32 protein-coding genes and 1 riboswitch are annotated in these 26,892 nt (G+C 34.0%); of the genes, 24 read left to right on the top strand and 8 right to left on the bottom strand.

The genetic code is table 11. The features are described 5' to 3' along the window. Positions 1 to 202: 202 nt before the first annotated feature. The 4 genes from scfA to baiCD all read left to right on the top strand — a co-directional run bounded on the left by scfA (position 203) and on the right by baiCD (position 5,159). Complete coding sequence (scfA, locus tag FYJ55_RS05300; protein ID WP_003865538.1) at positions 203 to 355, top strand: six-cysteine ranthipeptide SCIFF; 153 nt, start codon at positions 203 to 205, stop codon at positions 353 to 355. Between the two features lie 80 nt (positions 356 to 435). Beyond that, positions 436 to 1,830: a thioether cross-link-forming SCIFF peptide maturase gene (scfB, locus tag FYJ55_RS05295; RefSeq protein WP_154555963.1), complete on the top strand. Its 1,395-nt coding sequence runs from the start codon at positions 436 to 438 to the stop codon at positions 1,828 to 1,830. Beyond that, on the top strand, positions 1,811 to 3,139 hold the full coding sequence (locus tag FYJ55_RS05290; RefSeq protein ID WP_154555962.1) for an aminotransferase class V-fold PLP-dependent enzyme: 1,329 nt from the start codon (positions 1,811 to 1,813) through the stop codon (positions 3,137 to 3,139). The genes scfB and FYJ55_RS05290 overlap by 20 nt, the downstream gene beginning before the upstream one ends. Before the next feature lie 88 nt (positions 3,140 to 3,227). Then, the gene (gene baiCD / locus FYJ55_RS05285; RefSeq protein ID WP_154555961.1) at positions 3,228 to 5,159 is read left to right on the top strand and encodes a bile acid Fe-S flavoenzyme BaiCD; all 1,932 of its coding nucleotides are present in this window, start codon (positions 3,228 to 3,230) and stop codon (positions 5,157 to 5,159) included. 4 nt (positions 5,160 to 5,163) lie between these two features. Here baiCD and FYJ55_RS05280 read toward each other — a convergent pair whose 3' ends face one another. Next, positions 5,164 to 5,904, bottom strand: a complete 741-nt coding sequence (locus tag FYJ55_RS05280; RefSeq protein WP_229771098.1) for a nitroreductase family protein — start codon at positions 5,902 to 5,904, stop codon at positions 5,164 to 5,166. 53 nt (positions 5,905 to 5,957) lie between these two features. Between FYJ55_RS05280 and FYJ55_RS05275 the strand changes: the two genes are divergently transcribed. The 8 genes from FYJ55_RS05275 (at position 5,958) to FYJ55_RS05240 (ending at position 12,801) form a co-directional block, all read left to right on the top strand. Continuing rightward, positions 5,958 to 7,628, top strand: coding sequence for a DUF975 family protein (locus FYJ55_RS05275; RefSeq protein ID WP_154555959.1), 1,671 nt, complete (start codon positions 5,958 to 5,960; stop codon positions 7,626 to 7,628). Further along, positions 7,625 to 8,335, top strand: a complete 711-nt coding sequence (locus tag FYJ55_RS05270; RefSeq protein ID WP_154555958.1) for a TraX family protein — start codon at positions 7,625 to 7,627, stop codon at positions 8,333 to 8,335. The genes FYJ55_RS05275 and FYJ55_RS05270 overlap by 4 nt, the downstream gene beginning before the upstream one ends. A 13-nt stretch (positions 8,336 to 8,348) precedes the next feature. After that, positions 8,349 to 8,927, top strand: a complete 579-nt coding sequence (locus FYJ55_RS05265; RefSeq protein ID WP_154555956.1) for an RQC-minor-1 family DNA-binding protein — start codon at positions 8,349 to 8,351, stop codon at positions 8,925 to 8,927. 9 nt (positions 8,928 to 8,936) lie between these two features. Beyond that, positions 8,937 to 9,473: a shikimate kinase gene (locus FYJ55_RS05260; RefSeq protein ID WP_154555954.1), complete on the top strand. Its 537-nt coding sequence runs from the start codon at positions 8,937 to 8,939 to the stop codon at positions 9,471 to 9,473. Positions 9,474 to 9,504: 31 nt separating this feature from the next. Then, positions 9,505 to 9,591, top strand: a riboswitch (TPP riboswitch). A 43-nt stretch (positions 9,592 to 9,634) separates the two neighbouring features. Then, complete coding sequence (locus FYJ55_RS05255) at positions 9,635 to 10,396, top strand: ABC transporter permease (RefSeq protein WP_154555953.1); 762 nt, start codon at positions 9,635 to 9,637, stop codon at positions 10,394 to 10,396. Then, positions 10,393 to 11,391 carry an ABC transporter substrate-binding protein gene (locus FYJ55_RS05250; protein WP_154555952.1) on the top strand — a complete coding sequence of 333 codons (999 nt, stop codon included), beginning with the start codon at positions 10,393 to 10,395 and terminating at the stop codon, positions 11,389 to 11,391. The genes FYJ55_RS05255 and FYJ55_RS05250 overlap by 4 nt, the downstream gene beginning before the upstream one ends. Further along, on the top strand, positions 11,391 to 12,125 hold the full coding sequence (locus FYJ55_RS05245) for an ABC transporter ATP-binding protein (protein ID WP_154555951.1): 735 nt from the start codon (positions 11,391 to 11,393) through the stop codon (positions 12,123 to 12,125). The genes FYJ55_RS05250 and FYJ55_RS05245 overlap by 1 nt, the downstream gene beginning before the upstream one ends. Next, positions 12,118 to 12,801 (top strand): TatD family hydrolase, encoded by a 684-nt coding sequence (locus tag FYJ55_RS05240; RefSeq protein WP_154555950.1) that lies wholly within the window; start codon positions 12,118 to 12,120, stop codon positions 12,799 to 12,801. The genes FYJ55_RS05245 and FYJ55_RS05240 overlap by 8 nt, the downstream gene beginning before the upstream one ends. A 14-nt stretch (positions 12,802 to 12,815) precedes the next feature. On the opposite strand, the gene FYJ55_RS05235 is transcribed toward FYJ55_RS05240, so the two are convergent. Next, positions 12,816 to 13,943, bottom strand: coding sequence for a CobW family GTP-binding protein (locus FYJ55_RS05235; protein WP_154555948.1), 1,128 nt, complete (start codon positions 13,941 to 13,943; stop codon positions 12,816 to 12,818). 58 nt (positions 13,944 to 14,001) lie between these two features. Between FYJ55_RS05235 and FYJ55_RS05230 the strand changes: the two genes are divergently transcribed. From FYJ55_RS05230 to FYJ55_RS05205, 6 genes are all read left to right on the top strand, one after another. Then, positions 14,002 to 15,018 (top strand): nucleoid-associated protein, encoded by a 1,017-nt coding sequence (locus tag FYJ55_RS05230; RefSeq protein ID WP_154555947.1) that lies wholly within the window; start codon positions 14,002 to 14,004, stop codon positions 15,016 to 15,018. 80 nt (positions 15,019 to 15,098) lie between these two features. Further along, a complete protein-coding gene (locus tag FYJ55_RS05225) occupies positions 15,099 to 15,344 on the top strand; it encodes a hypothetical protein (protein ID WP_118116293.1) in 246 nt (81 codons plus the stop codon). A 33-nt stretch (positions 15,345 to 15,377) separates the two neighbouring features. Further along, entirely contained in the window at positions 15,378 to 16,064 is a 687-nt protein-coding gene (locus FYJ55_RS05220) for an AzlC family ABC transporter permease (protein ID WP_195836673.1), read from the top strand. After that, entirely contained in the window at positions 16,061 to 16,366 is a 306-nt protein-coding gene (locus tag FYJ55_RS05215) for an AzlD domain-containing protein (RefSeq protein WP_154555945.1), read from the top strand. Before FYJ55_RS05220 ends, FYJ55_RS05215 begins: the two co-directional genes overlap by 4 nt. Positions 16,367 to 16,577: 211 nt before the next feature. Then, positions 16,578 to 17,165: an HD domain-containing protein gene (locus tag FYJ55_RS05210; RefSeq protein ID WP_154555944.1), complete on the top strand. Its 588-nt coding sequence runs from the start codon at positions 16,578 to 16,580 to the stop codon at positions 17,163 to 17,165. 74 nt (positions 17,166 to 17,239) lie between these two features. After that, on the top strand, positions 17,240 to 17,968 hold the full coding sequence (locus FYJ55_RS05205) for a DUF4097 family beta strand repeat-containing protein (protein WP_154555943.1): 729 nt from the start codon (positions 17,240 to 17,242) through the stop codon (positions 17,966 to 17,968). 18 nt (positions 17,969 to 17,986) lie between these two features. On the opposite strand, the gene FYJ55_RS05200 is transcribed toward FYJ55_RS05205, so the two are convergent. From FYJ55_RS05200 to FYJ55_RS05190, 3 genes are read right to left on the bottom strand one after another with little or no spacing between them, the layout of a single operon-like run. Then, on the bottom strand, positions 17,987 to 18,970 hold the full coding sequence (locus FYJ55_RS05200; protein WP_154555942.1) for an aspartate-semialdehyde dehydrogenase: 984 nt from the start codon (positions 18,968 to 18,970) through the stop codon (positions 17,987 to 17,989). Next, entirely contained in the window at positions 18,967 to 20,286 is a 1,320-nt protein-coding gene (locus FYJ55_RS05195) for an aspartate kinase (protein ID WP_154555941.1), read from the bottom strand. Before FYJ55_RS05195 ends, FYJ55_RS05200 begins: the two co-directional genes overlap by 4 nt. A gap of 4 nt (positions 20,287 to 20,290) precedes the next feature. Then, positions 20,291 to 21,403: a homoserine dehydrogenase gene (locus FYJ55_RS05190; RefSeq protein ID WP_195836672.1), complete on the bottom strand. Its 1,113-nt coding sequence runs from the start codon at positions 21,401 to 21,403 to the stop codon at positions 20,291 to 20,293. 90 nt (positions 21,404 to 21,493) lie between these two features. On the opposite strand from FYJ55_RS05190, the gene thrC reads away from it, so the two are divergent. From thrC to FYJ55_RS05160, 6 genes are read left to right on the top strand one after another with little or no spacing between them, the layout of a single operon-like run. Next, positions 21,494 to 22,966 (top strand): threonine synthase, encoded by a 1,473-nt coding sequence (gene thrC, locus FYJ55_RS05185; protein ID WP_154555939.1) that lies wholly within the window; start codon positions 21,494 to 21,496, stop codon positions 22,964 to 22,966. Then, positions 22,959 to 23,831: a homoserine kinase gene (gene thrB, locus FYJ55_RS05180; RefSeq protein ID WP_195836671.1), complete on the top strand. Its 873-nt coding sequence runs from the start codon at positions 22,959 to 22,961 to the stop codon at positions 23,829 to 23,831. The genes thrC and thrB overlap by 8 nt, the downstream gene beginning before the upstream one ends. Further along, a complete protein-coding gene (locus FYJ55_RS05175) occupies positions 23,824 to 24,258 on the top strand; it encodes an ACT domain-containing protein (RefSeq protein WP_003863833.1) in 435 nt (144 codons plus the stop codon). Before thrB ends, FYJ55_RS05175 begins: the two co-directional genes overlap by 8 nt. Then, positions 24,258 to 24,947: a TIGR01906 family membrane protein gene (locus FYJ55_RS05170; RefSeq protein ID WP_154555937.1), complete on the top strand. Its 690-nt coding sequence runs from the start codon at positions 24,258 to 24,260 to the stop codon at positions 24,945 to 24,947. The genes FYJ55_RS05175 and FYJ55_RS05170 overlap by 1 nt, the downstream gene beginning before the upstream one ends. Continuing rightward, the gene (locus FYJ55_RS05165; protein ID WP_154555936.1) at positions 24,944 to 25,492 is read left to right on the top strand and encodes a Maf family protein; all 549 of its coding nucleotides are present in this window, start codon (positions 24,944 to 24,946) and stop codon (positions 25,490 to 25,492) included. Before FYJ55_RS05170 ends, FYJ55_RS05165 begins: the two co-directional genes overlap by 4 nt. 50 nt (positions 25,493 to 25,542) lie before the next feature. After that, positions 25,543 to 25,827: an HU family DNA-binding protein gene (locus FYJ55_RS05160; protein WP_003863836.1), complete on the top strand. Its 285-nt coding sequence runs from the start codon at positions 25,543 to 25,545 to the stop codon at positions 25,825 to 25,827. 169 nt (positions 25,828 to 25,996) lie between these two features. Here the strand turns inward: FYJ55_RS05160 and FYJ55_RS10795 are convergent, their stop codons facing one another. The 3 genes from FYJ55_RS10795 to FYJ55_RS11285 all read right to left on the bottom strand — a co-directional run. Next, positions 25,997 to 26,161, bottom strand: a complete 165-nt coding sequence (locus FYJ55_RS10795; protein WP_181979362.1) for a hypothetical protein — start codon at positions 26,159 to 26,161, stop codon at positions 25,997 to 25,999. A 108-nt stretch (positions 26,162 to 26,269) separates the two neighbouring features. Next, positions 26,270 to 26,551, bottom strand: coding sequence for a transposase (locus FYJ55_RS11290; protein ID WP_326831844.1), 282 nt, complete (start codon positions 26,549 to 26,551; stop codon positions 26,270 to 26,272). Beyond that, positions 26,535 to 26,892 (bottom strand): transposase (locus tag FYJ55_RS11285; protein ID WP_195836670.1); only part of this gene is annotated, 358 nt, incomplete at its 5' end. The genes FYJ55_RS11285 and FYJ55_RS11290, both read right to left, overlap by 17 nt.

Below are 26,892 nucleotides of genomic sequence, written 5' to 3'. Positions count from 1 at the left end.
ACCCAGTCAGGATAAGTAACATATCTTTTCATAATAATAGTGTACACCAATACACTATTAAAGTGTATAAAAAAATAAATAATCTTAAATCGCGAAATTTTGAAGATCATTTCATGCGTAATCACTAGGAATGCCTTTTTAATTTGATATTCTTTTGTTGGCGTGTTAAAATAAAAAGGAATTTATATGGGGGTATATAATCATGAAACATATTAATACAGTAGATACTCGTAACTTGTGTGAAAGCGCAAAAAATGGTGGATGTGGAGAATGCCAAACTTCTTGCCAATCAGCTTGTAAAACTAGTTGTGGAATTGCGAACCAAGCTTGCGAAAATAATAAAGAAAGTAAGTAATTAAGAAATGCCGAAGTAATTCGGCATTTTTAATGCCGCCTTTAAGGCAGCATTTTTTAAATTTTGAGGAGGAAATATAGATGATTCATCAGTATAAGATGTTTAATCAGAATATTGTATTGGATATTTGTTCAGGAAGCATTCATGTGGTAGATGAAATTGCTTATGATATGATTGCTGAATTTTTAGATAAAGATAAAAATACCTTGGTTTTAGAAATGAAGGAGAAATACCCTAGCGTTGAAACATCTGAATTGGAAGAATGTTACGACCAGATTTTAGAATTAAAAGAACAAGGTCGTTTATTTAGTGAAGATATATATGAGCCAATGGCAGGCCAGTTAAAGGCTAAGACAAGTGGTGTTATTAAAGCTTTATGTCTTCATATTGCCCATACCTGTAACTTGAATTGCTCGTATTGTTTTGCCAGCCAAGGAAAATACCATGGAGATCGTGCATTGATGAGTTTTGAAACGGGAAAACGAGCTCTTGATTTCTTGGTGGAAAATTCAGGAACACGCAGAAACTTAGAAGTGGATTTCTTTGGTGGAGAGCCACTAATGAACTTTGATGTGGTTAAACAATTGGTTGAGTATGCTCGTAGTATTGAAAAAGAAGCTGGAAAGAATTTCCGTTTTACATTAACGACAAATGGTATGTTGATTGATGATGACGTAATTGAATTTGCGAACAAAGAAATGAGCAACGTTGTTTTAAGTTTAGATGGACGTAAAGAAGTGCATGACCGTTATCGTGTGGATTATTCTGGTAAGGGAAGTTTTGATACAATCGTTCCTAAATTCCAAAAGTTAGTAAAGGCTCGTGAAGGTAAAAATTACTATATGCGTGGTACTTTTACTCACGCCAATCCAGACTTCTTAAAAGATGTGCAACAAATGTTAGATTTAGGATTTAGAGAATTAAGTATGGAACCTGTTGTTGCCAAATCCGATGATCCTGCAGCATTAACAGAAGCCGATCGTGAAGTTGTTATGAAACAATATGAAGATTTAGCGAAGTTGATGTTGGAATATGATGAGAAAAAAGATCCATTTACTTTCTATCACTATATGATTGATTTAAAAGGTGGACCATGTATTTATAAACGTATTTCAGGATGTGGTTCAGGAACTGAATATATGGCCGTAACACCATGGGGAGATTTATACCCTTGTCACCAATTTGTAGGAGAAGAAGCCTTTAAATTAGGAGACATTTATACGGGTGTCACAAACAAAAAGATTCAGGATGAATTTGCATCATGTAACGTATATGCACGTAAAGAATGTGCAGATTGCTGGGCAAGACTTTATTGTTCTGGAGGATGTGCAGCCAATGCATACCATGCGACAGGATCTGTAAAAGGTGTATATAAAGAAGGTTGTGAGCTATTCTGTAAACGATTAGAGTGTGCCCTTGCCGTAGCCATTATTCGTGATATGAAAGAAAATAATCATGAAGACGCCGATTGTTAGTTTTCTAAAATCGTATCAAGAAAAATCACCTGTAAGAATGCATATGCCAGGCCATAAAGGCGCTGGCATTCTTGGTTTTGAAGGAATGGATCTTACAGAAATTTATGGAGCTGATGAACTGTTTGCGGCAGAAGGAATCATTAAGGAAAGTGAACAAAATGCTTCCTCTTTATTTGGATGTCCAACCTATTATTCAACCCAAGGCTCTACTTTATGCATTCAAACGATGTGCACGATATTATGCCAAGATGCCAAAAGTAAAGGCAAGAAGCCTAAAATTCTTGCAGGAAGAAATGCGCATCGAAGTTTTATTCATGCGGCTGCACTATTAGATTTTGATATTGAATGGTTATATGGAAATAGTGATTATTTATCTTGTAAGATAAATGAAGAGGATTTAGAAAAGGCAATTATTGAAAGTCTTCCAACGGCTGTATATCTGACCAATCCAGACTATTTAGGAAATCTTTGGGACATTCAGTCTTTAGCTAGTGTATGTAAAAAACATAATGTACTACTTGCCGTCGATAATGCGCATGGTGCATATCTTCGTTTTTTAGAACCATCTTTACATCCTGTAGATTTAGGAGCTGATCTATCTTGTGATTCGGCCCATAAAACACTACCTGTACTTACTGGGGGAGCTTATCTTCACTTAAGTGATTCTTTGAATCAAGTATGGAAAAATGACGTTAAACATTTTATGGAATATTTTTCTTCTACAAGTCCATCCTATTTGATTATGGCATCTTTAGACGCGGCAAATGAGGTGTTGGATACTACGTTTAAAAAATCTTTGTCTGAATGTATACAAAGAGTGGATGGATTAAAGAATACGTTGGTTCAATATGGATACACGATTTTATCTGGTGAACCCATGAAGATAACGATTTCAACAAAAGAGTTTGGCTATACTGGAAATGAAATCGCAAATCTTTTAATGGAATGTGATATCTATGCTGAATTCTATGATTCAGACTATATTGTATTAATGCCATCTCCATATAATACGAAGGATGACTTAAAACGATTAGAGACATGTTTATGTGGAATTGAAAGAAAACCCATTTTAGCAAATAAGCCACCAAAATTAGAACAATCTAAAAAAGCCATGAATGTGCGTCAAGCTTTATTTTCGCCAAGTATAACATTGGATGTATCTAAATCATTAGGACAAGTATGCTCCAGTGTGACTGTATCTTGTCCTCCTGCGATTCTTCCAGTGATTCCAGGAGAAGTGATTAGTGAGTCTTCTATTGAAGTCATGAAATACTATGGTATTGAAACTGTACGAGTTGTCAAAGAATGACAGCTCTTTTTCTTTTGTGTATGTGAAACCACTAACAATTGAAGTATAATAAAATAAGAAATAAACATACGAAAAGGAGGACAATCATATGTTTGACAAATTGTTTGAACCCATACAGATTCGTGGTATGGAATTAAGAAATCGTGTTGTCATGTCTGCGATGGGAACACATGAAAGTGCGGAAAGTGAAGATGGAAAGAGTGTTACAGATAAGTTGATTGCGTATCATGTGGCTCGTGCAAAAGGTGGAAATGGATTAAATACAATTGAAGTTACAAGTGTTGATGCGGCCAGTGCACCTTTTGGATTTTTGTCTATTGCCGACGATAAGTATATTTCTGGATTTAAAAAGTTAAATGATGCCGTGCATGAAGCTGGAGGAAAAACTTGCATTCAATTATGGCAAGGTGGATTAGCCGTAGCTTCAGATCAAACGGCTCAGATTTTAGTACCCAATGACTTACCATTAAGTCCACAATATACCGTGCCAGCTATCACAAATGAAAGATTACTCGATATAATAGATAAGTTTGGACAAGCGGCAAAACGTGCAGTAGAAGCTGGATTTGATTGTTTAGAATTTCATTGTGCACATAACTATTTACCACACTCTATGCTTTCAGGTGGAATTAACCATCGAAGTGATGAGTGGGGTGGATCTTTTGAAAATCGTAAAAAATTCCCATTGGAATGCATTAAATCGATTCGTGCCAATATGCCAGAAGATATGCCACTATTCATGCGTGTGGATTGTCATGATGACATGTTAGATGGTGGACTAACGGTTGAAGAAGTGATTGAATTCTGTAAAGATGCTAAAGAATTCGGTGTTGACGTATTAAACATTAGTCGTGGAAATATATTAACGGCAGCTACATTATATGAAGTGGCTCCAGTGGATATTGAAAATGGATTTAACGTAGAAGATGCTGCGCGCATTCGTAAAGAAACAGGCATGTTGACAATGCCATGTGGACGTATCAATACGCCTGAATTTGCCGAAAAAATCTTAGAAGATGACAAGGCCGATTTAGTAGTTATGGCACGTGCTCAGCTTGCCGATGCCAACTTCTGTAATAAGGCTAAAGCAGGTAAGGTCAATCAGATTCGTTATTGTATCGGATGTAACCAAGGTTGTTATGACTCATTCTGTGCATCGTTATATAATCCAGCAATTAAACACATTACTTGTATGCGAAATCCTGGCTTATTAGAAGAGGAAACATTAGACCTAAAACCAGGATCTGTTTCTAAAAAAGTTGTCATCTTAGGTGGTGGAATTGCAGGTATGGAAGCGGCTCTAGATTTAAAAGAAACAGGCAATACACCAATTTTATTTGAAAAGAGTGAAAGCCTTGGTGGACAATTCTTATTGGCCGGGGCTATTTCAGCTAAAAAAGACTTTAAGAATGCGGTCAATAAAATGATTTTGGATGTTCAAGAATCTGGAATTGAAGTGCACTTAAATACTGTTGTTACTAAAGAAATGATTGAAGAAATTAAGCCGGATGCACTCATTGTTGCGATTGGATCTAGTCCGTTTGTACTTTCAATTGAAGGTAGTGAAAGAGCCATTGTTGCTCATGATGTATTAAGTGAAAAAGTAGAAGTGCCAGGTGAAAACGTCGTCATTATTGGTGGTGGTCTTGTTGGTTTTGAAACCGCTGAATTCTTGGCTGCAAGACAAAAGAAAGTCACTGTTTTAGAAATGAAAGAAAAAGCTTTACAAGATCTAGGACCATTGCGTCAAATTACAGCGCAGTTTGCGATGGCACAAATGCCAATCACAATTGAAACAAGTGCCACTGTAGAACGAATTGAGGATCATGCAGTTGTTGCCAGTGGCAAAGAATATCCATGTGATAGTGTGATTATGGCTGTAGGATCAAAGGCAAACGATACAAGCATGTATGCAGATTTAGGTATTCCTACATACATCATTGGTGATTGTAAAAAAGCAGGTGTTGCTTTAGATGCATTTAAAGATGCGTATCATGCGGTATTAGAAATTAATAAGTGAAGTCTTAATCGGCTTCACTTTTAAATTGGTCAATATATTTTTGTACAGAATTTGTCATTTCTTTTGAAAAATCCGAATTGTATTTTCGCTTACAGAAGGCTGTTGCCCATTCATTTAATGTTTTATTTCCAGCTTTATGTTCAAACATATTTTTTAATTCCTTTTTGTCTTTTCTATGATATTGATCAACACAAACAATATCTTCTAATTTACAACGCTTTGGCTTTTGTCTTTTAAAATGATCCTCTGCAGGATATCCAAGTACTAACATGCATACAGGGACTACATATTCACTTAGATTTAATAATTCTCTATGTAAATCATGCTGCTCTAAAATGTCACCAATGTAACAAGATCCAATTCCTAAACTTTCGGCTGCTACAACCGCATTTTGTGCGGCAATAGTCGCATCCGTTGTGGCTAATAATAAATCACCAACGCCTGGTTTTCTAGGACTGCAATTTTCATAAACAAATAAATCATACCATTTCTGAAAATCAGCACAGAAAATTAAAACCATTTTAGCTTGATTAATAAAAGATTGATTATCACACGTTTTAGATAGTGTTTCTTGTAGTTTCTTATCTTGTACATCAATAATTGTATACATTTGTTGGTTTCCTGCACTCGGTGCCTGCATGCAAGCTTCTAATATCAATTTTCTTTCTTCTTGGGATATTTGTTTATCTTTAAAAATGCGACAAGATTTGCGGTCAAATAAACTTTGGATAATTGGATTCATCATAAATCCCCTTTCTTTTTGAAAATATTTTACTACAGATATGCTATTATTTAAGTATGAAACTCAAAGAAATTAAGAAAAATGCACATAAAAATGTAAAAACACACTATGCGACCTATTTAGTGTTATGTCTTGCAGCAGTACTTATGGGAAGTGAGTTTAGTTCGACTTTATCCCTTTTAAAACAAGAAAATGCCAAGAGTATTTCAGGCCTATTAATGCACTCTTCTTTTGAGAAGTCGATGACATTTTTACTTCCTGAAGACGTCTTTGGTACGACCAACGGTGTATTTGCACATGTGGTAAATGGAATTACTTCAGGATCCTTTGTGAAGACACTATTTTTAGGTTTATCTACCATTGTTCATTCAAAAGATATTGCGGGTATTTGTTTTGTCGTGATGGGTTTAAGCATATCTGTGTTCTATAGAGTGTATATTGTGAATGTATTGCCAGTTATTAATCGTAGACTATTTTTGGAAGGAAGAGTTTACGCAAAACTTCCACTTGATCGATTGGTTTATTTAATGCGAATACGAAAACAGATGCATGTTGCGTTTGTGAAGTTAGTGAAATCTATTATTTTGACAATTATGAATTTTACAGTTGTTGGAGGAATATATTTTTACTACATATATTATTTAGTGGATTATATTTTGGCTGAAAACCCAACAATATCTTTAAAAGATGCACTTTCTTTATCTCGAAATATGATGAAGGGACATAAGTTTGAATGTTTTAAATGGCAATTTTCAATGGCAGGATGGTACATTTTGGATATTTGTACATTTGGGATTAGTGCTATATTCTATTCGAATATGTATCGTATGGCTGTGATGAGTGAATTTTATACACTAAGAAGAAAAGAATTTCAAAGTGCAATCTTAAATGATACGTATTTATTTGAAAAGCCAAGTAGTGCTTTGATGCGTAATACGTATTCGGATGTAATTGCGGCATTGAATGCGAAAAATCCAATAGAAAATGCGTATACGGGCGTAAAAAAATTCTTGTGTGATAATTTTGGAATCATCTTTCATTTGAGTTCAAAAGAAAAACAATATGAAAGATATACCTATAATAAAATGGAAGCTGAAACTATGATTACCGAAGTGTATTTATTATGTTATCCAGTAAGGCTATCTCCAATTGAAGAGGAGTATAAGAAGTCAAACCTTCGCGTTTTACATCCAAATCGAAATTATACAGTAACATCTATTTTAGTCTGTTTCTTCTTTATGTGTTTTGTCGGATGGATCTGGGAAGTCAGTCTTTCTATGATTAGCTATGGATGTTTTGTGAATCGCGGAGTTTTACATGGTCCGTGGATTCCTATTTATGGTTTTGGCTGTGTTTTGATTTTACTTTTATTAAAACGATTCAGAATGCGACCAAAAGTTGAATTTAGTATGGCCGTACTTCTTTGTGGATGTATTGAATACTTTACTGGTTTCTTTTTAGAGCTTACGCATAATGGTCAAAAATGGTGGGATTATACAGGCTACTTCTTGAATCTTCATGGAAGAATTTGTGCGGAAGGCTTATTGGTGTTTGGCATTGGTGGTATGGCTTTTGTCTATGTAATTGCGCCTTTAATTGATAACTGGGTAAAGGAACACTTAAATAAAAGATTATCGGCCGCATGTTTAGTTTTACTTCTTTTATTTGGTGCAGATGTTGTTTATTCGCACTTTGAACCTAATGTAGGAGAGGGTGTGACTCTATGATAAAAAAGTTAAATGGAAATCAAATCAAGATGATTGCGATCATTGCGATGTTTATGGATCATTTCGCAACTACATTTTATCCGAATCATGAAAAGTATTGGTGGCTTTTATTGATTCATTTAATTGGAAGAGTAGCGGCTCCTATCATGTGGTTTATGGTGGTTGAAGGTTATACGCATACACATAGTTTAAAGAAATACTTAGAAAGATTATTGATTTTTTCAATTATCGCTCACTTTGCGTATAACTTCTGTTTTGGCATTTCTTTGATTCCTTTAAAAGATTCTTTATTAAATCAGACAAGTATTATATGGCCATTATTCTTGTCGGTGATTGGTTTATGGGTGGAAGATCAAGAATGGAAAGATGCAAAGAAGATAGGTTGTATTCTAATTCTTTGTTTGTTGGCATTTCCAAGTGACTGGTCTTGTTTTCCCATTCTTTGTACAAACCATATTTACAATAATCAAGGTAATTTAAAAAAACAAGTATTAGGTATGGCCTTATATATTTCTATGTATGTAATAGTCTATTGTTTATGTATTGATGTAGTTTATGGTTTGTTGCAGTTTGGAATTATTTTAGTCTATCCAATTATGTCTTTATATGATGGAACAAGAGGAAAGAGTACTTTTATGAAATGGTTCTTCTATTGGTTCTATGTGGGACATTTAGTTTTGTGTGGATTGATTCGTGTAATGATGTAGGGGTAAAGAATGGATGAGTAGAAAAGTACATAGAGTGCCAGTCAGTCTTGATGCAGGAGAAATTAAAGATTTACCACAGGAAGATATACGAATGATTTTAAGAGGTGCCGATGAATTGATTTCAACTGGTGGAAGAAGTATGCTGGCTAAAATATTAAAGGGTTCAAAAGATAAAAGGATATTCGAGTATAAATTAAATGAATGTCCTGCTTATGGATATTATCAAGATATGAAATTAGATGATATCAGTAAATGCATTGATTGGATGATTAAGAAAGATTATCTTAGAATTGAATATGATTATCGTCTACCTTTATTGGTATTTTCTGAAAAAGGATGGCAATTAGAAAAAGAAACATTTGCCCAAGAACTTTATCAAAGAATGTGCTTAGATGTAGAAGAAAAAAAGGGTCGTGTCATTTTTGAAATGAAAGAAGTGAATAGACAAGTTGTTATGTGTGTGCTTGATAAAATTGAGAAAGAGGGAACAGAGGAATTTCTGCCTTACTTAGAAGCATGGAAAATGTTGGAAGTGAAAAAAGTTGCAGCAAGAATTGCAGAAGTAGAAAATAAGATAAGTAAGCGCATATAGAGGTGTAAAATGAAAATATTAATATTTGGGATGGGTAACATTGGAAAGAGTACTGTTGGTGAGTTGTTGGCAAGAAAAATAGGTTACGATTTTATCGATATGGATACGAAAATCAAAGAGAAATATGGTACGATGCTTGGGTTTCAAGATGAATATAATGATCAATATGAACGTGATGAATTGCGAGCAGAAATGATTTCATCTTGGATCAAAGAAAATGAAAATGTAGTCATTGCCCTAAGTCCTATTGCGTATTTAGATGCATATGAAGATTTCTTTGAAGATTCAGATATTATTTGTTTCGACTTAACAGATCGAGCTGAAAATATTTTTAAACGCTTGGAATTTACAGATGATAATGACAATCTTTTGCACATCCCTCAATCGTATCTAAATAAGCATAAGGCATATTATATGCGAGAAATACAGGCGGATTTTGATTATTTCCATACTTTGTATGCATCCAAAATGGATTCGATTTCAATGGATGGTAAAAGTTTAGATGGAATTGTTGAGGATATATGCAAGAAATATAAATTAGTCTAAGATTGTGATATAATCAATGGGCAAGTAAAAACATACATGACAGGGGTGCAAATGCTGAGAAAAACCCTTATTACCTGATCTGGTTAATTCTAGCGTAGGGAGTCATATCGATTGATGGTGGCACTCTAGGGTGTCTTTTTTATTTGGAAAGGAGCTAGTGAATGAAGAAAAATCGTAGAATTGTCATGCCGTTGCTTGTGTTTATTCTAGTGATTGGTGGCTGGGAATTATATGTGCGTGTATTTGATATTTCACTTTATATTTTGCCAAGTCCATCAAAAATTATCAGTGCACTTATTGAGAATTTTGATATTCTAATGCAACATTCGCTTGTTACGTTGGAAGAATCAATCTTAGGATTGTTGATTAGTACTTTCTTTGCGATACTTATTTCAATTTGTATGGATCTATCGAAAACATTCAAGACAAGTATTTATCCATATTTGATTGTGACACAAACCGTTCCTATTATGGTTTTAGGTCCGTTGTTTTCAATTTGGTTTGGATTTGATTTGTTGCCCAAAGTGTTGATTGTCATATTTATGTGTTTTTTTCCGATTGCGATATCCTTTACGGATGCCTTGTCACAAGTGAGTGAAAAAGAAATCAATTTATTAAAAAGTTTTGGTGCCAATCTATTTCAAATCTATAAAATTGTTAAGATTCCATCGGGTGCCATTGGCTTATTTTCAGGATTAAAGGTAGCGGCTACCTATTGTGTGGGCGGAGCTATTGTAGGTGAATGGCTTTCAAGTAGAGCAGGACTTGGTTACTATATGCTTCGTGTAAAAAATGGGTATATATTAGATAAAGTCTTTGCGTGTGTATTGATGATTATATTTTGGAGCATTCTATTGAATTTAGGAGTGACTTTATTGGAAAAAATATTATTTCCACATTTACGAGAAGGAGAAAGAAAATGAAAATTTTAAAGGCTATGTGTGCAGCTGCTGTTGCGTTAAGTTTAGTTGGCTGTGCTCAAACATCAAGTTCAGATGAAAAATTGACGAAGGTTACATTGATGTTGGATTATACGCCAAACACAAACCACACTGGTTTCTATGTAGCTAAAAACAAAGGATATTATAAAGAGGCTGGTTTAGATGTAGATATTATTGAACCAGGTGATAATGCGACAACTTCAATGGTTGCGGCTGGAAAAACTGATTTTGGAATCTCTTACCAAGAAGATGTTACTTATGCCCTAACAAGTGAAGATCCACTTCCAATTAAAACAATTGCGACAATTATCCAACACAACACTTCAGGATTTGTTTCTTTAAAAAGTGCAAACATCAATTCTGTAAAGGATTTTGAAGGAAAAACATATGCAGGATGGGGAGCACCAAGTGAAGAAGCTGTCATTAAAGCGGTTATGAACGAAGCGGGTGCTGATTTTAGTAAGTTAAACATCGTAGGATCTGATGGGTCTGGTATTGCAGGACTTAGTGATGAAGTTGGTAAAAATAAAGTGAACCTTGGATGGGAATTCTATGGTTGGGCAATTATCAAAGCGTTACAAGATGGATATGATTTAAACTATATGCCATTAGCTGATTTAGATAATCGTTTGGATTACTATACTCCGGTTATTATCACCAACAAAAAGATGATTGAAAAGAATTCAGATACAGTTAAAAAATTTATGGAAGCCACTAAAAAAGGATATGAATATGCGATTGATCATCCAAGTAAAGCAGCTGAAATCTTACATGAGGATGCATTGTCAGATACAGATTTGAAATTCCTTAAAGAAAGTCAAAAATATTTAAGTAGTCAATATGCCAAAGATGCAGATTCATGGGGTGTTATGAAAGATTCTGTATGGGATAATTATACAGATTTTATGTATGAAACAGGATTGATCAGTCAAAAGATTGATGCGAAAGACCAATATACTAACGAGTTTGTAAAATAATGAAGCTATATGTTGAAAAGCTAAATCTTGAATTTTCAGGAAAAGAAATATTAAACGATATTTCTTTTTCTATTCAAGAAGGTGAATTTGTTTCCATTCTAGGGCCAAGTGGATGTGGTAAATCCACCATTCTGAATGTATTGGCAGGATTAATTGAAGATTATTCTGGCTCTGTATTTGTGGATGATGAACCAATTACAGGTATTAGTAGTCATTTTGCGTATATGCCACAAAGTGATTTATTACTTGAATGGAGAACGATTTTAGATAATGTTTGTCTGTATGGCGAAATCAATCATGATAAATCAATCAGACAAAGAGCTTTAAAAGAATTTGAAACATTTGGTCTTTCTGGTTATGAAAACGCATATCCTTCGAGTCTTTCAGGAGGAATGCGCCAAAGAGCTGCCTTTTTGAGAACTTCTTTGTGTAAAGCAGATATCCTTTTATTAGATGAACCATTTGGAGCGTTGGACGTTATTACTCGAAATGATATGCAAGATTGGTTGTTACAATTAAGAAAGAATTATAATCGTACTACTTTATTAGTTACACATGATATTGATGAAGCACTATATTTGTCAGATCGTATTTTGATTTTATCGAATAAGCCAAGTCATATCTTGCAGGAAATAGACTTATCTAAAGAAAAGAAATCGAGAGATTGGTTATTTTCACAAAGTGATTTGAAGAAACAAGTTTATGAATTGTTGAAGGGTGAAAATCATGCATGATGCACATTATCATTATTCAAAAGAAATAAATGCGCTGCAGAATGAATATGGAATTTCTGGTATTTGTAACGTCGCAAATGAAAAAGAATTTGAACTTGTCCATCAAAAGCAGTTGTTCTATTCTTGTGGAGTACATCCTTGGAATGCAAGTTTAGATGTGTTTGAATCCATGCTTCCTTTGTTAAAAAAGGCACCTATCATTGGCGAAATCGGCATGGATAGTGTATGGTGTGATTTGGATTTAAATATTCAAAAAGAAGTGTTTGAAAAACAGCTTCAGCTTGCACATGCTTTAAATAAACCAGTCATTCTTCATACAAAGGGTCAGGAAAAAACAATACTTGAATTGATTCGTAAATATTCAAATTCATATGTTGTACATTGGTATGGATGTATGGATTATGTCAAAGAATATGATGAAGTGGTATCTTATTTCACGATTGGTCCTTCAATTGGAAAAGAAGAGGAAGTAACGCATTTAGTAAAACAAGTATCTATGGATAAATTACTTATGGAATCCGATGGTATTGAAGCTGTGAAATGGGCTATTGATAGTGACGATTATATTGATGCTTTAAAAAATGAAATTACTATGGTGGCTTCGTTAAAGAATCAATCGTATTCTGAAGTTGAAAGAATTTTGAATCAAAACTTTTCAAATTTAATAAAAAAATAGGAGAATTTTTTCTCCTATGCAAGACAGTCATTGAACTGTCTTTTTATTTGTTCTTCATTCATATTCTTTCCAATAAAGACTAATTGATTGATTCGATCTCCATACTCTTCATCCCAGCTTTGAGCTAGTTGAGGATTGGCTTTTAATAAATCCATTTGATCTTGTTTTGGAGCTGAAGCAATCCATAATGAGTCTTCGGTAAGTGAATTTAATTTACCAGCTTGTTCAAACAAGTAGGCAGAATCAGGTTGGTTATCAAACCATACATAGCCTTTGGTACGAATCACATTCGGATAGTTGTTTAATAGATTTGTGAATTTCTTTAAATCCAATGGCTTTCTTGTTTGCCACACAAAAGTAGAAATTCCATATTCTAAAGCTTCACCTTCGTGTTCGTGATGATGGTGTTCGTGTTCTTCAATTTCGTGAATCCAACCAATGTTGTTTTGTGCTTTTTCATAATCAAAGTTATGTGTGTTTAAAAGCTCTTCTAAATTAACTTGGCCAAAGCTAGCCTCAATGATTCCGGCATCTTTACATAGTTTATGAATGACTGCCTTGATTTCATTTTTCTCATCTTCGTTGACTGTTTCTGCTTTGTTTAAGATAACTGTATTACAGAATTCGAGTTGCTGCATCAATAAAGAGTCTAGCGAATCTTCATCTTCACAAGGTTCTAATAAGTGTTTTCCACAATTGAATTCATTTGACAATCTTGCAGCATCGGCAACGCAGATGATGTTGTCTAAGTGGAATAGTTCTGGTAATCCTCTAGAATATAGTGTTTCATTGGCGGCTGTGATGGTTTGCGCAATGGGGATTGGTTCGCAAATACCACTTGCTTCAATGATGATGTAATCAAACTTATTGGACGAGGCTAAGGCTGAGAGTTGTTGTAAAAGATCTAGTTTTAGTGTGCAACAAATACAGCCATTGGTAAGACCTACAACGTCTGTGTCTTCTTTTTGAATTTGTGCATTTTTATCAATTAGTTTTTGATCAACATTGATTTCACCAATATCATTGACAATGATCGCAACTTTATATCCTTCTTGATTTTTTAGAATGTGATTTAATAAAGTGGTTTTGCCAGCTCCTAAATAGCCAGTTAATAATAAAATAGGTATCGATTTTCTTTTCATTTTTAAAACCTCCTTTACTTATTGTATAATATTTGCGATAAAAAGGAGTAAATTTTTTATGACAATTTTATATACATCTTTCCATATATTGGATTTAGACAATGATACAGTACAAAGAAAAGAGATGCCTGAAGAATTCCAAGATTTTGTGAAAGAATATATTGAGTATGCGAACTCAAATGAGAAAAATAAAATGTATACCATTCATGATGAACAAACACAAGTTGTTTCGTGTATTCGTCAAATGGCATTGAATCAAGAAAAATGTGAAGTTCTTACAGATAGTATTGCAGATAAGCTTTTGATGAGCGAAAAACTTGCGCAGGCAAAAATCTATCGCATGGGTTCTAATGTGAAAAAGGGAAGTCTAATTCAGGCTTTGGTACAAAATAGTAGTGATGAACTTTTATTTGTGGTTGCCAAAGTGGAACATTCAAAATGGTATGATGGAAGTGATTTATCAAAGAAGTATGGATTTTCAGGAGATAAGAAATCATTGTGGAAATCAGCTGTATTTTCAATGTATGAAATTAATTCGCATATTGTATTTAAAGATGTTAAGGCATATTCAGATACTATGGCAAAATATTGGACAGTTTCATTCTTGGAGTTAGATGAAGCTAGGGATGATGCTAAAAATACATATTCCGCATTTAAGGCTGTGGATAATGAATTGAAGAGCGCTGTAGAACCTGTTTCTAAAAAGGATTATGTAAAGTTATCGAGTGAATTACAGAATGTGATGAATACACCACAGCAGTTAAATTACAATCAATGTATTGATAATTTAATTGATTCGTATTCTTTTAGTGAAGAAGAAATTGAGAAAGATGTTATTAAAGATTGTTTACTAGCGCTTCCTGAACGTAAAAATTTTGATACAGAATTTAAAGTTGTTCCCGAAAGCTTGAATAATAAACGTACAAAAAAATTCCAGTTATCTCAAGGTATTGAATTAACGATTCGTTCGGATGCCATGGAATATCCAGACAAGATTGTATCGACTGTAGTGGATGGAAAGCGCGTCATTCAAATTGTTTGCGAGGATGATGATACGTATGATGCGTTTGCTTAAAATAAACTGAAAGAATTTCTGTTTGTATAAATACGAAAATAGTGGTTTAATTAGTACATTATTTAAAGGGGGTATTTCAAATGAAAAATAAGAATGCATTAACAATTCTATTATATGTTTTTGCCGTTTTATCATTAGCTTATACGTGTTATGCGGCAATCCAAGCATATAATACGTTTACTTCATATTACAGCACAAATTTAAGTGTGGTGAATTTGGTTTTGTACATGATTACAACGTGTTATGAAAGCATCTGCTTTAGTGTGCTATTCTATGCGTTAGGCGTATTTAGTGAAATGTTTAAGAAGAAGGAAGAAGAGAAATAGTTTTATACTGTTTCTTTTTTTTAGGCAATGATTATGAAGAAAGATTTTAAAGAAGGGGCCAAGGCAGCAACCCCAATTATTTTAGGATATATTCCTGTTGGAATAGCATATGGGATGATGGCTAAAGCAACAGGATTAACATTTTTTAGAGCATTGAGCTTTTCCTTGTTTGTGTATACAGGAGCTGGACAAATGGCTGCTGTCACAATGTTAGCTCAGAATGCTGCTTATGTAACAATTGTATTTACAGTCTTTATATTAAATTTGCGTCATATTATTATGAGTACGTGTATTATGGAAAAGATGGAGAAAACAAGCTTGCCGATTCGTTTACTTTTATCTTTTGGGATTACAGACGAAGTGTTTGTGATGTCAATGACAGATAAAAAAATCAATAAGCTAACTCTGTCATTCTTTGCAGGACTTGCGCTATTTTCCTATTTATCATGGAATATAGGATCCACTTTAGGTTTCCTCTTTTCAAGTATACTGGCTAGTATCGTATCTAAGAGTTTAGGTGTATCTTTACATGCGATGTTTATTGGTTTGTTGGTGCCGAATACTAAGAAGTCGAGTCGCTTATTGTGTGTAGTGATTCTGACAATGGTTGTAAATTGGGTATTAAATCAATTCTTATCGAGTTCATTATCTATTTTGATATCAACACTAGGTTGTGCACTTATTGGATTGTGTTTTATTTCCAAGGAGGATCTACAATGAAATTTGCGATATTGATTTTATTTCTTTGTTTATCAACATATATACCGAGAATGTTGCCGGCTTTGTTTATGGATCGAGTGAAAGTGTCGGGGAAATTTGCGATATTTTTACAATTGATTCCTTATACAGTCATGGCATCCTTGATTTTTCCAACTATATTATATATAGATAAGAATATATGGATTGGCATTCTAGCAAGTGTTGTAGCGGTTATCGCAGCTTTAAAAAATTTACCTGTAATTGGTGTTGTTTTATCGAGTGTGATATCTTGTGTAATATTTTACATGTTTATACTTTCATGAAAATGTAAAATATTTACAATCATATTGTAAATAGTTGCAAATGGTGATATAATTTCGTTGACTTCGAAAGGAAGTTTTAAGAAGGTTTGCGTCAATAGAAATCGTATTTTGCTCCTTCCTCAAGTTCACTAATGATTTCAAAGTTGACGTAATAGATTAGGCCTGAGTGAATCCGGGCCTTTTTGTGTGTTAAAATGGTGTTGGTGATGGTATGGAACGAATTGAAAAACAGATGCAGTTTATTTTGGAAATTGATAAAGAAAAACAAATCAAAAGAAAGACACTTCAAAGCAATGGGAAAGACTTTGAGGATGATGCTCAACATGCTTGGCATATGGCTATTATGACACTATTATTAAGTGAATATTCCAATGAAAAAATTGATGTATTAAAAACAATTTCCATGTTGTTGATTCATGATCTTGTGGAAATTGATGCAGGGGATACCTATGCATATGATGATCAAGGCTTGAAAGTGCAAAATGAAAGAGAGATTTTAGCAGCTAATCGCATTTTTAATTTATTGCCAGAAGATCAGGCAAAGAAAGTATTTGATTTGTGGAATGAATTTGAAGAAAGAAAAACACCCGAAGCTAAGTTTGCCAGAGTGATGGATAATTTTCAGCCTGTTATGTTGAATGCTGTGACGGATGGAAGAATGTGGGCTGAAAATGGTGTGCATCTTGAAAAGATATTAAAGCGAAATGAAAAAACACATGAGGGTAGTGAAGTGTTGTGGAAGTATATGTATGAGCATTTCATTTTGCCAAATGTTAAGAAGGGAAGAATTAAAGAGTAATTCTTCTTTTATTGAGCATACTACTGTACAAAGCAAAGTAGTGGCGATAAACTAGTAGTAAAAGAGGTGATTTGATGAAAAAAGGATTTATCATATTAATTATTTTTATTCTTGTTTGCATTGCAGGAGGTAGCTTTCTTGCAATTCATTTGATTCGTAATATAGAAGTAAATGAAACTGCGATTGTGAAAGAACCATTGAATCATGAGGGGATAGAGAATTTTACTTCTGTTAATTTAGATTTGACAAGTATGGATGTTAAAATTGAGAAATCCAGTGAGAATGCTATTTCTTATCGTTTGCAGGATGTGAAGAAACAAAAACTGGATTATTCTGTTGATGATGGTGTTTTAACCGTAAAAGAAATAATTTCAGATAAACATTTCATCGGTCACGATGATAATGAAGTGATTATTTATACGACAAATGATTCTTTACTTGTGAGTGGCAATCTTGTTGCGGGTGATGTTGAAATTCAAAACGTGGCATTAAAGGATTCTAGAGTGACAAGTGTATCTGGTGATATTTCTATTGAGAACGGAATTTTAAATAATTGTACTTTTGTTACTACAAGTGGAGACATAGAATTTGCTGGGCAATTGGCAGGAGACAATGCATTAGAAACTACATCCGGTGATTTAAGTGCAGAAGATATAAATAATGTTTCAATCACTGCCTCTACAACATCTGGAGATATTGAAATTGGTGAAGAAGAATTTACGGGTTCTGTAACTCGTGTGTTAGGAACAAATAATGCGACCTTAACTTTAAATACGACAAGTGGAGATATTGAAATTAACTAAAAAATTAGGCAAGCGAAATTAATCGTTTGCCTTTAATAATTCTTCTAGAATTTGGACTGCATTTGTAGCAGCTCCTTTACGAATCTGGTCTCCACAGCAGAATAGAGATAATGTATGATTTGTTTCATCCGTGATGTCTTTACGAATTCTTCCAACATAAACTAAGTCTTGATTTGTCGTATCTTTTGGCATTGGATAGATTTGATTTTTTGGATCATCTTTTAATAGTACGCCTTCAGCTTTGGATACTAATTCTCTTGCCTCATTGACATCTACTTCATTTTCACATTCGATGGTGATACTTTCAGAGTGAGAACGCCAAATAGGGACACGCACACAAGTACAGTTAACTTTTAAAGCATCATCGTGCCACATTTTTCTTGCCTCATTTTGCATCTTCCATTCTTCCTTTGAGATACCTAAATCATCAAAATCTCCAATTTGAGGAATAAGATTAAATGCGATTTGGTAAGGGAAAGCTTTTGATGGAATATTTTCATCTTCAATTTGGTTCTTTAAATCTTCAATTCCTTGAACACCAGCACCTGATACAGCTTGGAATGTTGTCACAATCATGCGTTTGATGTGGTATTTTTTATGTAAAGCTTGCAAAGCTACAAGGGCAATAATCGTTGCACAGTTTGGATTGGCAATCAAGCCATGATGGTCTTTAATGTCTTCTTTATTCACTTCAGGAATTACTAAAGGAACATCTTTGTCTAAACGGAATGCACTTGAGTTATCAACAACGATACATCCTGCTTCTTTGGCCCATGGCATCCACATTTTTGTGATGTCATTTCCTGTTGCACCTAATACATAGTCAACACCTTGAAAGCTGTCTTTTGTTAATTCTTCAACAATGTGTCCATTGATTTCTTTGCCTTTTGATCTGGCACTAGCCAATAATTTAAGGTCAGCCTGAATGTTTCTTTCTATTAAGCATTCTAACATTTGTTGTCCTACAGCACCTGTAGCACCGGCAATAGCGATTGTTGTCATTCTTCATTTCCTCCTACGAAAGTATCATATATAACTTGGACTGTTTTTGTGAAGTCTTTTTTCTTAACTCCCACTGTAATATTGATTTCATCACTACCTTGGGCAATCATGACAATGTTGATGTTATTTTTACCTAAGGCACCAAATAACTTGCCACTTGTACCTGGCTTATCGGACATGTTTTTACCTACAGTAGAAATTAAAGCTAAATCCTCTTGGACAGTTAATTTATCTGGTTTTAGTTCATCTTTGAAGTGTGCCAAGATTTCATAAAGACTCTCTTCAATTTCTTTTTTCTCTACAACAATATTAAATGAATCAATTCCACTAGGAATGTGTTCAATACTGATGTGGTATTTTTCTAGGATGGATAGGGCTTTACGAATGAAACCAACTTCATTTGACATATGCTTTTTATAAACATAGATAGACATAAAATCCTTTTTACCTGCAATACCTGTAATTGGATATCCACTTTTTACTTTTGAATGTTCTTGGATGATTGTACCTGCATCTTGAGGACGATTGGTATTTAAAATGTGGATTGGAATGTTAGCTTCTTTAACCGGGAAAATAGCTTCTTCATGAAGTACGCTTGCTCCCATATAGGAAAGTTCTCTTAATTCTGAATATGTGATATGAGTAATTCCTTTTGGATTTTTAACAATCGTAGGATCAGCCATTAAGAATCCAGACACATCGGTCCAGTTTTCATATACGTCGGCATGAAGACATTTTGCTAAAATAGCCCCTGTAATATCGCCTCCGCCACGTGGGAAGACTTGGATGTGTCCATTTGCACTTGTGCCATAGAAGCCTGGGAAAACAAAGTGGTCGTATTGAGCATATTTAGCTTGAAGTTTTGCGCTGGTCGCATCCCAGTCAATGGATTTATCTAATTTAAAACGAATAATATCTTTGGCATCCACAAAGGTATAACCTAGATATTCAGCCATTAATTTAGCACAGAAATATTCACCGCGACTGACGATAACAGCTTGGGACATTTGGTTAAGATTGGTGTAAAAGGCATCCAACTCTTTTTCAATGGGTTGTTTAAGGCCTAATTCATTTTTTATTTCGATGAAACGGTTTTTGATGAGTTTAAAGACACTCGATGCATCAACATGGTATTTTCTGTGGGCATCTAACAAGTAAAGCAGATCCGTGATTTTGTTATCGGCCGCAAAACGTTTTCCAGGAGCCGATACAACAATGTATCGGCGCGTTGGATCTTGTTGGATGATGACTTTAATTTTTTTAAACTGTTCAGCATTTGCGACACTAGAACCACCAAATTTTGTGATTTTTAGCATATGACTACCTCCATAATGCGATAAAACTATTTTTATCTAATTCTTTAACTTTCTTAATGATTGACATATCCTGGTTTTCAATCCAGTAATAGTTTGCTTCTTTCTTTTGAATAGGATAGTAATTCTCTAGGGAGACATCACTGCGAATTAGCCACGTTTCTTTTAATAGAGACGTATCAAATTCTTTTGGTGTTGAATAAACAATTTTTCTTTCTTTATTTTCAAGTGTATCTAAAGCATTCTGTACCATGGCTTGCGCTGTAGGTAATTGGCCAGCGCCCTGACCATAATAGCCGAGTGTATCAAAGCTATGAGATAGGATTTTTTGTGCGTTGTAGTTGCTAGGAACATTGGCTAAAAAATCATTTTCATCCATGCAGCAAGGAGCAATAATAGAAATGATCTTATCATCAATTTGTCTTGATATAGACAAATGACGTATGACTTTATTGTTCATTTTGACGAATTTAATGTCCAACATTTTGATTGTACGAATTCCTGCATAATACGGAATGTCAACGATGGGTGTGTTGAATGCTAAGCTGTTAGAAATCTTTGTCTTATAATATACGTCAACACCATCAATATCGTTAGATGGATCTTTTTCAGCATATCCTTTATTTTGAGCTTCTTTTAAAACGTCTTCGAAATCCAAGTTGTTTTTTTGCATAGAATCTAAAATGTAGTTGCTTGTGCCATTAAAGATACCTTCATAACCTTGTAGTGGTTCCAGCCTTTTTAGTTTTAATAAGGCATCGATAAATGGAATACCACCTGCAACACAAGCTTCTACCTGAATGCTTCCTCCATATTCTTTTTCAAGCTCTAAATAGGTATCGAGATAGGTTGCGACAACAGCTTTGTTTGAGCTGATGACATGTTTTCCTTTTTTCAAAGCTTTTTGAATCAATGTGTTGGCAGGCTCTAATCCATTTAAACATTCAAAAACGATATCAATATCATCTTGAACTACCATATCTTCATTGTTAGAAAAATAAGGTAGGTTTTCTTTTTCTTTACGTACATAAACGTATTTTATGTTGATATCATCTAGGGAATTTGTAAGGATTTCAATTCCTTTTCCGACAACTCCATAACCTAAGATAACTGCGTTCATATAGTTCCTCCTGTATCTTTTTAGAAAACACTTGTTTTTAAAGTGTGAACATTGTATCATATGGAATATAGATTTTCAAGGAGGATTCTCATGAACGATTATATTTCTACAAGAGACGCACACCAAAGCGTTTCCAGCAAGCAAGCCATACTAAATGGAATGAGTCCAGATGGAGGTTTATACGTACTTCCAACTTTAGATAAAATTCATTTAGATTTATCTTTAATATGTTCAAAGTCTTATAAAGAAAATGCCGTTTATATACTTTCACATCTTCTTACAGATTATACGAAGGAAGAATTGGTGGCGTGTGTTGGAAATGCATATGCGAATTCTTTCTCTAAAAAAGAGATTACACCTGTGAAAAAAGTTGATGATGTCTATATTTTAGAACTTTTCCATGGTCCTACATGTGCCTTTAAAGATGTTGCGTTAACTCTTTTACCACAATTAATGTCCTGTGCCTTAAAAACTACGAACCAAAAAGCATTGATTTTAACTGCCACAAGTGGAGATACAGGTAAAGCGGCTTTATCAGGGTTTTGTGATGTAGAAAATATTGGTATTAATGTTTTCTATCCATATAAAAAGGTTAGTGCCATTCAATATCGTCAGATGGTTACGCAAAAAGGAAAGAATGTGAATGTGTTTGGAATTCAAGGCAATTTTGATGATGCGCAAAGCCAAGTAAAACGTCTATTCTTAGATGAAGAACTGAATGCGTATTGTGCGAAACAAAATATTCTTTTGACAAGTGCCAATTCCATTAACGTGGGTCGTCTAGTTCCTCAAATCGTTTACTATTTTGATAGCTACAAACAATTAGTGCATCAAGGTGCTATCAAATTAGGGGATAAAGTTTCATTTAGTGTTCCAACTGGAAACTTTGGAAATGTTTTAGCTGGATATTATGCGTATTTAATGGGGTTGCCAGTAGAAAAGTTCTATGTTGCCAGCAATGCGAATCGTGTGTTAACAGATTTTTTAACGACAGGTATCTATGATCGAAATCGAGATTTTATCCAGACTATTTCACCAAGTATGGATATTTTGATTAGTTCAAACTTAGAAAGATTATTGTATTATGCATCAAATAAGGATACACAAAAAGTATCGAAATGGATGCAGGAATTAAATGAAAAGGGTCGTTATCAGATTGATGATGAAACTTTTAAAACCATTCAAAACTTATTTGCGTGTGGCAGTGTAGATGACAAAGAAACGAGTGAAGAAATCAAATTGGTTTATGATAAGACAAACTATGTTTTAGATCCACATTCGGCCATTGCGTACAAAGTCGCAAAAGAATGTAAAGATCGTCCTATTGTTTCTTTGGCTACAGCTTCACCTTATAAATTCAGTCAAGATGTTTTGAAAGCATTAGGATATACAGAAGATAATGAATGGATGGCTATGCAAGATTTATCAAAATATTGTCAAGATGCAATTCCTATTCAATTAAAGGAGCTTCAAGACTTAGATGTTTTACATGATCGTGTTATAGATGTAGCATCTATGAAAGATGTGGTATGTGAAAGTACAAAAGAGGTATTCCATGATTAGTGTGTGTGTCCCAGCAACAAGCGCAAATTGTTGCGTGGGATTTGATTGCCTTGGTATGGCTGTAGACTGGTGGGCTCACTTTACTTTTGAAGAAAGTGATACGTTGATTGTAGAAGGTTGTCCGGATGAATTTAAAGGAAAAAACAATTTAGTCGTGCAAGCCTTTTATACAACTTGTGACTATTTACATTTGGAATATCCGACTTTTAAACTAACGATAGATACAGATGTTCCTTTTGCACGTGGCTTGGGTTCAAGTTCAACGTGTGTTGTTGCGGGAATCTTAGCTTGTGATGCATGGTTTAAAAAGGGTATGGACAAGATGGAAATCTTAAAGATTGCCACAAGTATAGAGGGACATCCAGATAATGTAGCACCAGCTATTTTTGGTCAGGCTACAGCTTGTTTTATGGAAAGAGAAGATGTGAAAATGAGTCTTGTTCCATGTGCAAACTACCATTGTTTGGCCATTGTACCTCGTTATGAAGTAAAAACTTCTCAGACAAGAAAGGTTTTGCCGACTGGAATGGCATTTAAAGATTGTGTTTCACAAGTATCGCATGCACTCGTCTTTATTCAAGCTTTGCAGCAGGGGAATGAGTCTTTACTTGCAAGTTCTTGCAGGGATTTGTTGCATGAACCATATCGTAGGCAATTTATTAAGGAATATGATAGGATAAAGAAGTATTGTGATTTAAAACAACTTCCAATGTGGATTTCAGGAAGTGGTTCAACTATGATGGTTGTTTCGTTAGAAAAATCTCATTTGGTTGAATTATCCAAGATTTTAGAATCTTGTTTTAGTGAATTGGATTATAGATTTTTAACTATAGCCAAAGAGGGGGCGTTTATAAAATATGAGTAAATATTATGTTGTGAGCGGCGATATTTTGCCAGATGTTTTAGAACAAGTTATGCAGGCACGTATTTTATTACAGTCGGGCAAGGCAAAAAGAATTAGTGAAGCTGTTAAAATGGTTGGTATTTCGCGTGGCACATATTATAAATATAAGGATGCCGTTTTTTCATTTAATGCAGAACAATCGAATCGTAAGGCAATTATTTCGATGATTTTAAGAAATGAAAAGGGTACACTTTCTAAAGTTTTATCGTTAGTATCTGTAAAACAAGTTAACGTTTTAGCTATTAACCAAACAATTCCTATTAATGGAATTGCCAACGTAGCACTTACTTTAGATATTAGTGATTTAGAAATCAGTATTCAGTCTTTAGTTAGTTTGATTGAGGCTATGCCAATGGTAGAAAAGGCTGATTTGGTAGCAGTAGAATAATGAGACGTGTTTTAAGTTTTATATTTGGCTGGTGCTTTATCATTGTTTGTGTTGTGTTTAGTATCAAAAGTACGGCATTAAATCCAGATTTTTATATTCCTAAATATGAAGAGATGGATTTGGCTAGTGATATTGGTGTTTCTAAGAAAGATTTGAATCAAAGTATTCGTTTATTGTTGGAATATTTAGATGATAAACGGGCGGATATAAAGGGATATATCACATGGTATGGTGTATCTCAAGAAACTTTTAATGAAAAAGAAACGAGTCATATGGTGGATGTAAAGGCGTTGTATCAGAATGCTTTAAGGGTTGCTAAAACAGCTCTTATTATTCTAGTGATGATTGTTTTATATTTTTACTGGAATGAAACAGAATGCATGTTTGCGTATTTGAGTAAAGGTTTTTTAACGGCTATGTTTACATTCATATTCATGCTTGTATTTTTTGGGTTTTGGATCTTTACAGATTTTACGAGTTTCTGGACATGGTTTCATACGATTTTCTTTACAAATCAATTGTGGCTGTTAGACCCCAATACGGATTTCATGATTTGTATGCTTCCAGAAACAATTTTTTATAAGCTGGTACTTGCTTGTGTAATTAAAGTGATTTGTTTTGTTGTTCTGGCAAGTGGATTGGCTATTTATTATATGGTGAAAAAGGCACCGATAGGTTTTGAAAGATGATTGTACTTGCGTCTAAATCTCCACGAAGGAAAGAGATATTAAAAGATTTGGGCTACGATTTTATTGTTTGTCCAGCCAAAAAGGATGAAGTGTTTGATTTAAGTTTAGGTTTGGATGAGGCTTTAAAAAAGGTGGCTGAATCCAAGGCAAAAGAAGTAAGAGAATTCTTTTCAGATTCGATTATTATATCGGCAGATACGATCGTATGTTTGGATCAAAAAATATTGGGTAAACCAAAATCAAAAGAGGATGCGATAAAGACGCTGAACGCATTATCAAATCGTAGGCATCAAGTAAAAACGGGTGTTTGTGTAATCTATAAAAATCAAACTTTTCTACATGTCGAAACGACGGATGTTTATTTTAAAAAACTTACAGAACAAGATATTATTTCGTATGTAAATAGTGGGAAATGTATGGATAAAGCAGGCTCTTATGGTATACAGGAATGTGATTTTGTGGATCATATTGAAGGTGATTATACCAATGTGGTAGGTTTACCAAAATATGTGGTGGAATCCATAATGAAAGACGTTGCACTCTAGTTATAGAAATGATAAAATAGCGAGGTAATAATTAGAGGAGGAACATATAAATGTCTAATGTTATTAATAAAAAAGATTTAGCTGAAAAATTGGCTGAAGAATTCGGTTGTTCAAAAAAAGATGCAACAGCTTATGTTCAATTCGTATTCGATACAGTAGCGGATACATTAAAAGATAATGGTACTGTAGATGTATTCGGATTTGGTAAATTCTCAATTAGCGAAAGAGCAGCTCGTACTGGTATCAATCCAGCTACTAAAGAAAAAATTGAAATTGCTGCAAGCAAATCTGTAAAATTTAAAGCTAGCAAAGCTTTGAAAGACGCTGTTAAGTAAGAAGATTCGATAATGAATCTTCTTTTTTTATATATTAAGATTTTGGTTTCGGAACAGGGAAATGTAATATGTGAAAAAATATCGGATTATCACAATTTGTAGGTTATCAGGAACGACAAAAAGGGCTATTGAAAATAGCCAACATTTTGTATTTATTTTTGTTGATGAATTATTTTTTTACAATCATCTTATGATCACATTCAGGGCAGTGCATCATATAGTTTTCTTCAGGTTCATTTGGAAACAATTCATCGATCAACCATCTAGGTACTTCTTCTTCGTAACCGCATTTTGTGCATTTCATCAATACATCTTTTTCAGTATGCTCTGTCATTTCTTTTGTCCTTGAATGAATTATATGTATAAGTATACTGTATTGTGGCTTTACATTTACATTGAATTGGGTCTCTATTAAAAGAATCAATCAAATGAGTGCGGTACTTCAATTTATTGAGTTTGTTTTTAAGGGTTTTGGTTCTTTTTCACGAGAATAATTCTTATTCTTTTTGACTCCAAGAAGTGCATGTACTTTATCTAGAGTTTTCTTAGAAGCATTGGCATAGAATCCATAATATAGAGTAGTTAAGAAATGATAGTCCGGTATATGTATGATAAGGCGGTTTATAAAATCAATCACATTATCTGTGACATCATGACGTTTTTCATCCTTATGATCATTGTATAACCAGCTGACAGTCTTTGATTCTTTATTCTGTGATTCTATTTTCAGTCATGGCAGGCCTACCTGCATAGCGAATAAAATAGTTTACGCAGCCTTGAATATCTTTACTGTTTTTATTAGATGAAGCATCGTTAGAATCGTTGTCAGTGGACTTGAATTTGGCGTAGACATAGAATCCTTTAGGATGATCTTTATAGAGTCTGTTTTTTTCTTCAGACTTCTTTAAACCACCGGTTTCCTGTATGAGTCGAATGAATTCAAACTGAAAAGTTTTTCTAAGCTTCGTGAAATTGAAATGATGAAATGTTTTGATTTTATCTTTTTTAAAAGAATAGATTAATTCAGGAATAAGACAATGAATGTGTGGATTCCATTTAAGGTCC

The sequence above is a fragment of the Holdemanella porci genome (assembly GCF_009696075.1).
GTDB lineage: Bacteria > Bacillota_I > Bacilli_A > Erysipelotrichales > Erysipelotrichaceae > Holdemanella > Holdemanella porci.
This window is presented reverse-complemented; position numbering and strand designations above follow the sequence as displayed.

Coding starts and splice junctions, on each gene's coding strand:
- FYJ55_RS05255 (WP_154555953.1), top strand. CDS start 9,635: ATGAAGAAAAATCGTAGAATTGTCATGCCGTTGCTTGTGTTTATTCTA.
- FYJ55_RS05225 (WP_118116293.1), top strand. CDS start 15,099: ATGAAAAATAAGAATGCATTAACAATTCTATTATATGTTTTTGCCGTT.
- FYJ55_RS05200 (WP_154555942.1), bottom strand. CDS start 18,970: ATGACAACAATCGCTATTGCCGGTGCTACAGGTGCTGTAGGACAACAA.
- FYJ55_RS05230 (WP_154555947.1), top strand. CDS start 14,002: ATGACAATTTTATATACATCTTTCCATATATTGGATTTAGACAATGAT.
- thrC (WP_154555939.1), top strand. CDS start 21,494: ATGAACGATTATATTTCTACAAGAGACGCACACCAAAGCGTTTCCAGC.
- FYJ55_RS05235 (WP_154555948.1), bottom strand. CDS start 13,943: ATGAAAAGAAAATCGATACCTATTTTATTATTAACTGGCTATTTAGGA.
- FYJ55_RS05275 (WP_154555959.1), top strand. CDS start 5,958: ATGAAACTCAAAGAAATTAAGAAAAATGCACATAAAAATGTAAAAACA.
- FYJ55_RS05190 (WP_195836672.1), bottom strand. CDS start 21,403: ATGAACGCAGTTATCTTAGGTTATGGAGTTGTCGGAAAAGGAATTGAA.
- FYJ55_RS05195 (WP_154555941.1), bottom strand. CDS start 20,286: ATGCTAAAAATCACAAAATTTGGTGGTTCTAGTGTCGCAAATGCTGAA.
- FYJ55_RS05270 (WP_154555958.1), top strand. CDS start 7,625: ATGATAAAAAAGTTAAATGGAAATCAAATCAAGATGATTGCGATCATT.
- FYJ55_RS05175 (WP_003863833.1), top strand. CDS start 23,824: ATGAGTAAATATTATGTTGTGAGCGGCGATATTTTGCCAGATGTTTTA.
- FYJ55_RS05250 (WP_154555952.1), top strand. CDS start 10,393: ATGAAAATTTTAAAGGCTATGTGTGCAGCTGCTGTTGCGTTAAGTTTA.
- FYJ55_RS05160 (WP_003863836.1), top strand. CDS start 25,543: ATGTCTAATGTTATTAATAAAAAAGATTTAGCTGAAAAATTGGCTGAA.
- FYJ55_RS05220 (WP_195836673.1), top strand. CDS start 15,378: ATGAAGAAAGATTTTAAAGAAGGGGCCAAGGCAGCAACCCCAATTATT.
- FYJ55_RS05245 (WP_154555951.1), top strand. CDS start 11,391: ATGAAGCTATATGTTGAAAAGCTAAATCTTGAATTTTCAGGAAAAGAA.
- thrB (WP_195836671.1), top strand. CDS start 22,959: ATGATTAGTGTGTGTGTCCCAGCAACAAGCGCAAATTGTTGCGTGGGA.
- FYJ55_RS05165 (WP_154555936.1), top strand. CDS start 24,944: ATGATTGTACTTGCGTCTAAATCTCCACGAAGGAAAGAGATATTAAAA.
- FYJ55_RS05215 (WP_154555945.1), top strand. CDS start 16,061: ATGAAATTTGCGATATTGATTTTATTTCTTTGTTTATCAACATATATA.
- FYJ55_RS05205 (WP_154555943.1), top strand. CDS start 17,240: ATGAAAAAAGGATTTATCATATTAATTATTTTTATTCTTGTTTGCATT.
- scfA (WP_003865538.1), top strand. CDS start 203: ATGAAACATATTAATACAGTAGATACTCGTAACTTGTGTGAAAGCGCA.
- FYJ55_RS10795 (WP_181979362.1), bottom strand. CDS start 26,161: ATGACAGAGCATACTGAAAAAGATGTATTGATGAAATGCACAAAATGC.
- FYJ55_RS05280 (WP_229771098.1), bottom strand. CDS start 5,904: ATGATGAATCCAATTATCCAAAGTTTATTTGACCGCAAATCTTGTCGC.
- FYJ55_RS05210 (WP_154555944.1), top strand. CDS start 16,578: ATGGAACGAATTGAAAAACAGATGCAGTTTATTTTGGAAATTGATAAA.
- FYJ55_RS05265 (WP_154555956.1), top strand. CDS start 8,349: ATGAGTAGAAAAGTACATAGAGTGCCAGTCAGTCTTGATGCAGGAGAA.
- FYJ55_RS05170 (WP_154555937.1), top strand. CDS start 24,258: ATGAGACGTGTTTTAAGTTTTATATTTGGCTGGTGCTTTATCATTGTT.
- baiCD (WP_154555961.1), top strand. CDS start 3,228: ATGTTTGACAAATTGTTTGAACCCATACAGATTCGTGGTATGGAATTA.
- FYJ55_RS05240 (WP_154555950.1), top strand. CDS start 12,118: ATGCATGATGCACATTATCATTATTCAAAAGAAATAAATGCGCTGCAG.
- FYJ55_RS05260 (WP_154555954.1), top strand. CDS start 8,937: ATGAAAATATTAATATTTGGGATGGGTAACATTGGAAAGAGTACTGTT.
- scfB (WP_154555963.1), top strand. CDS start 436: ATGATTCATCAGTATAAGATGTTTAATCAGAATATTGTATTGGATATT.
- FYJ55_RS05290 (WP_154555962.1), top strand. CDS start 1,811: ATGAAGACGCCGATTGTTAGTTTTCTAAAATCGTATCAAGAAAAATCA.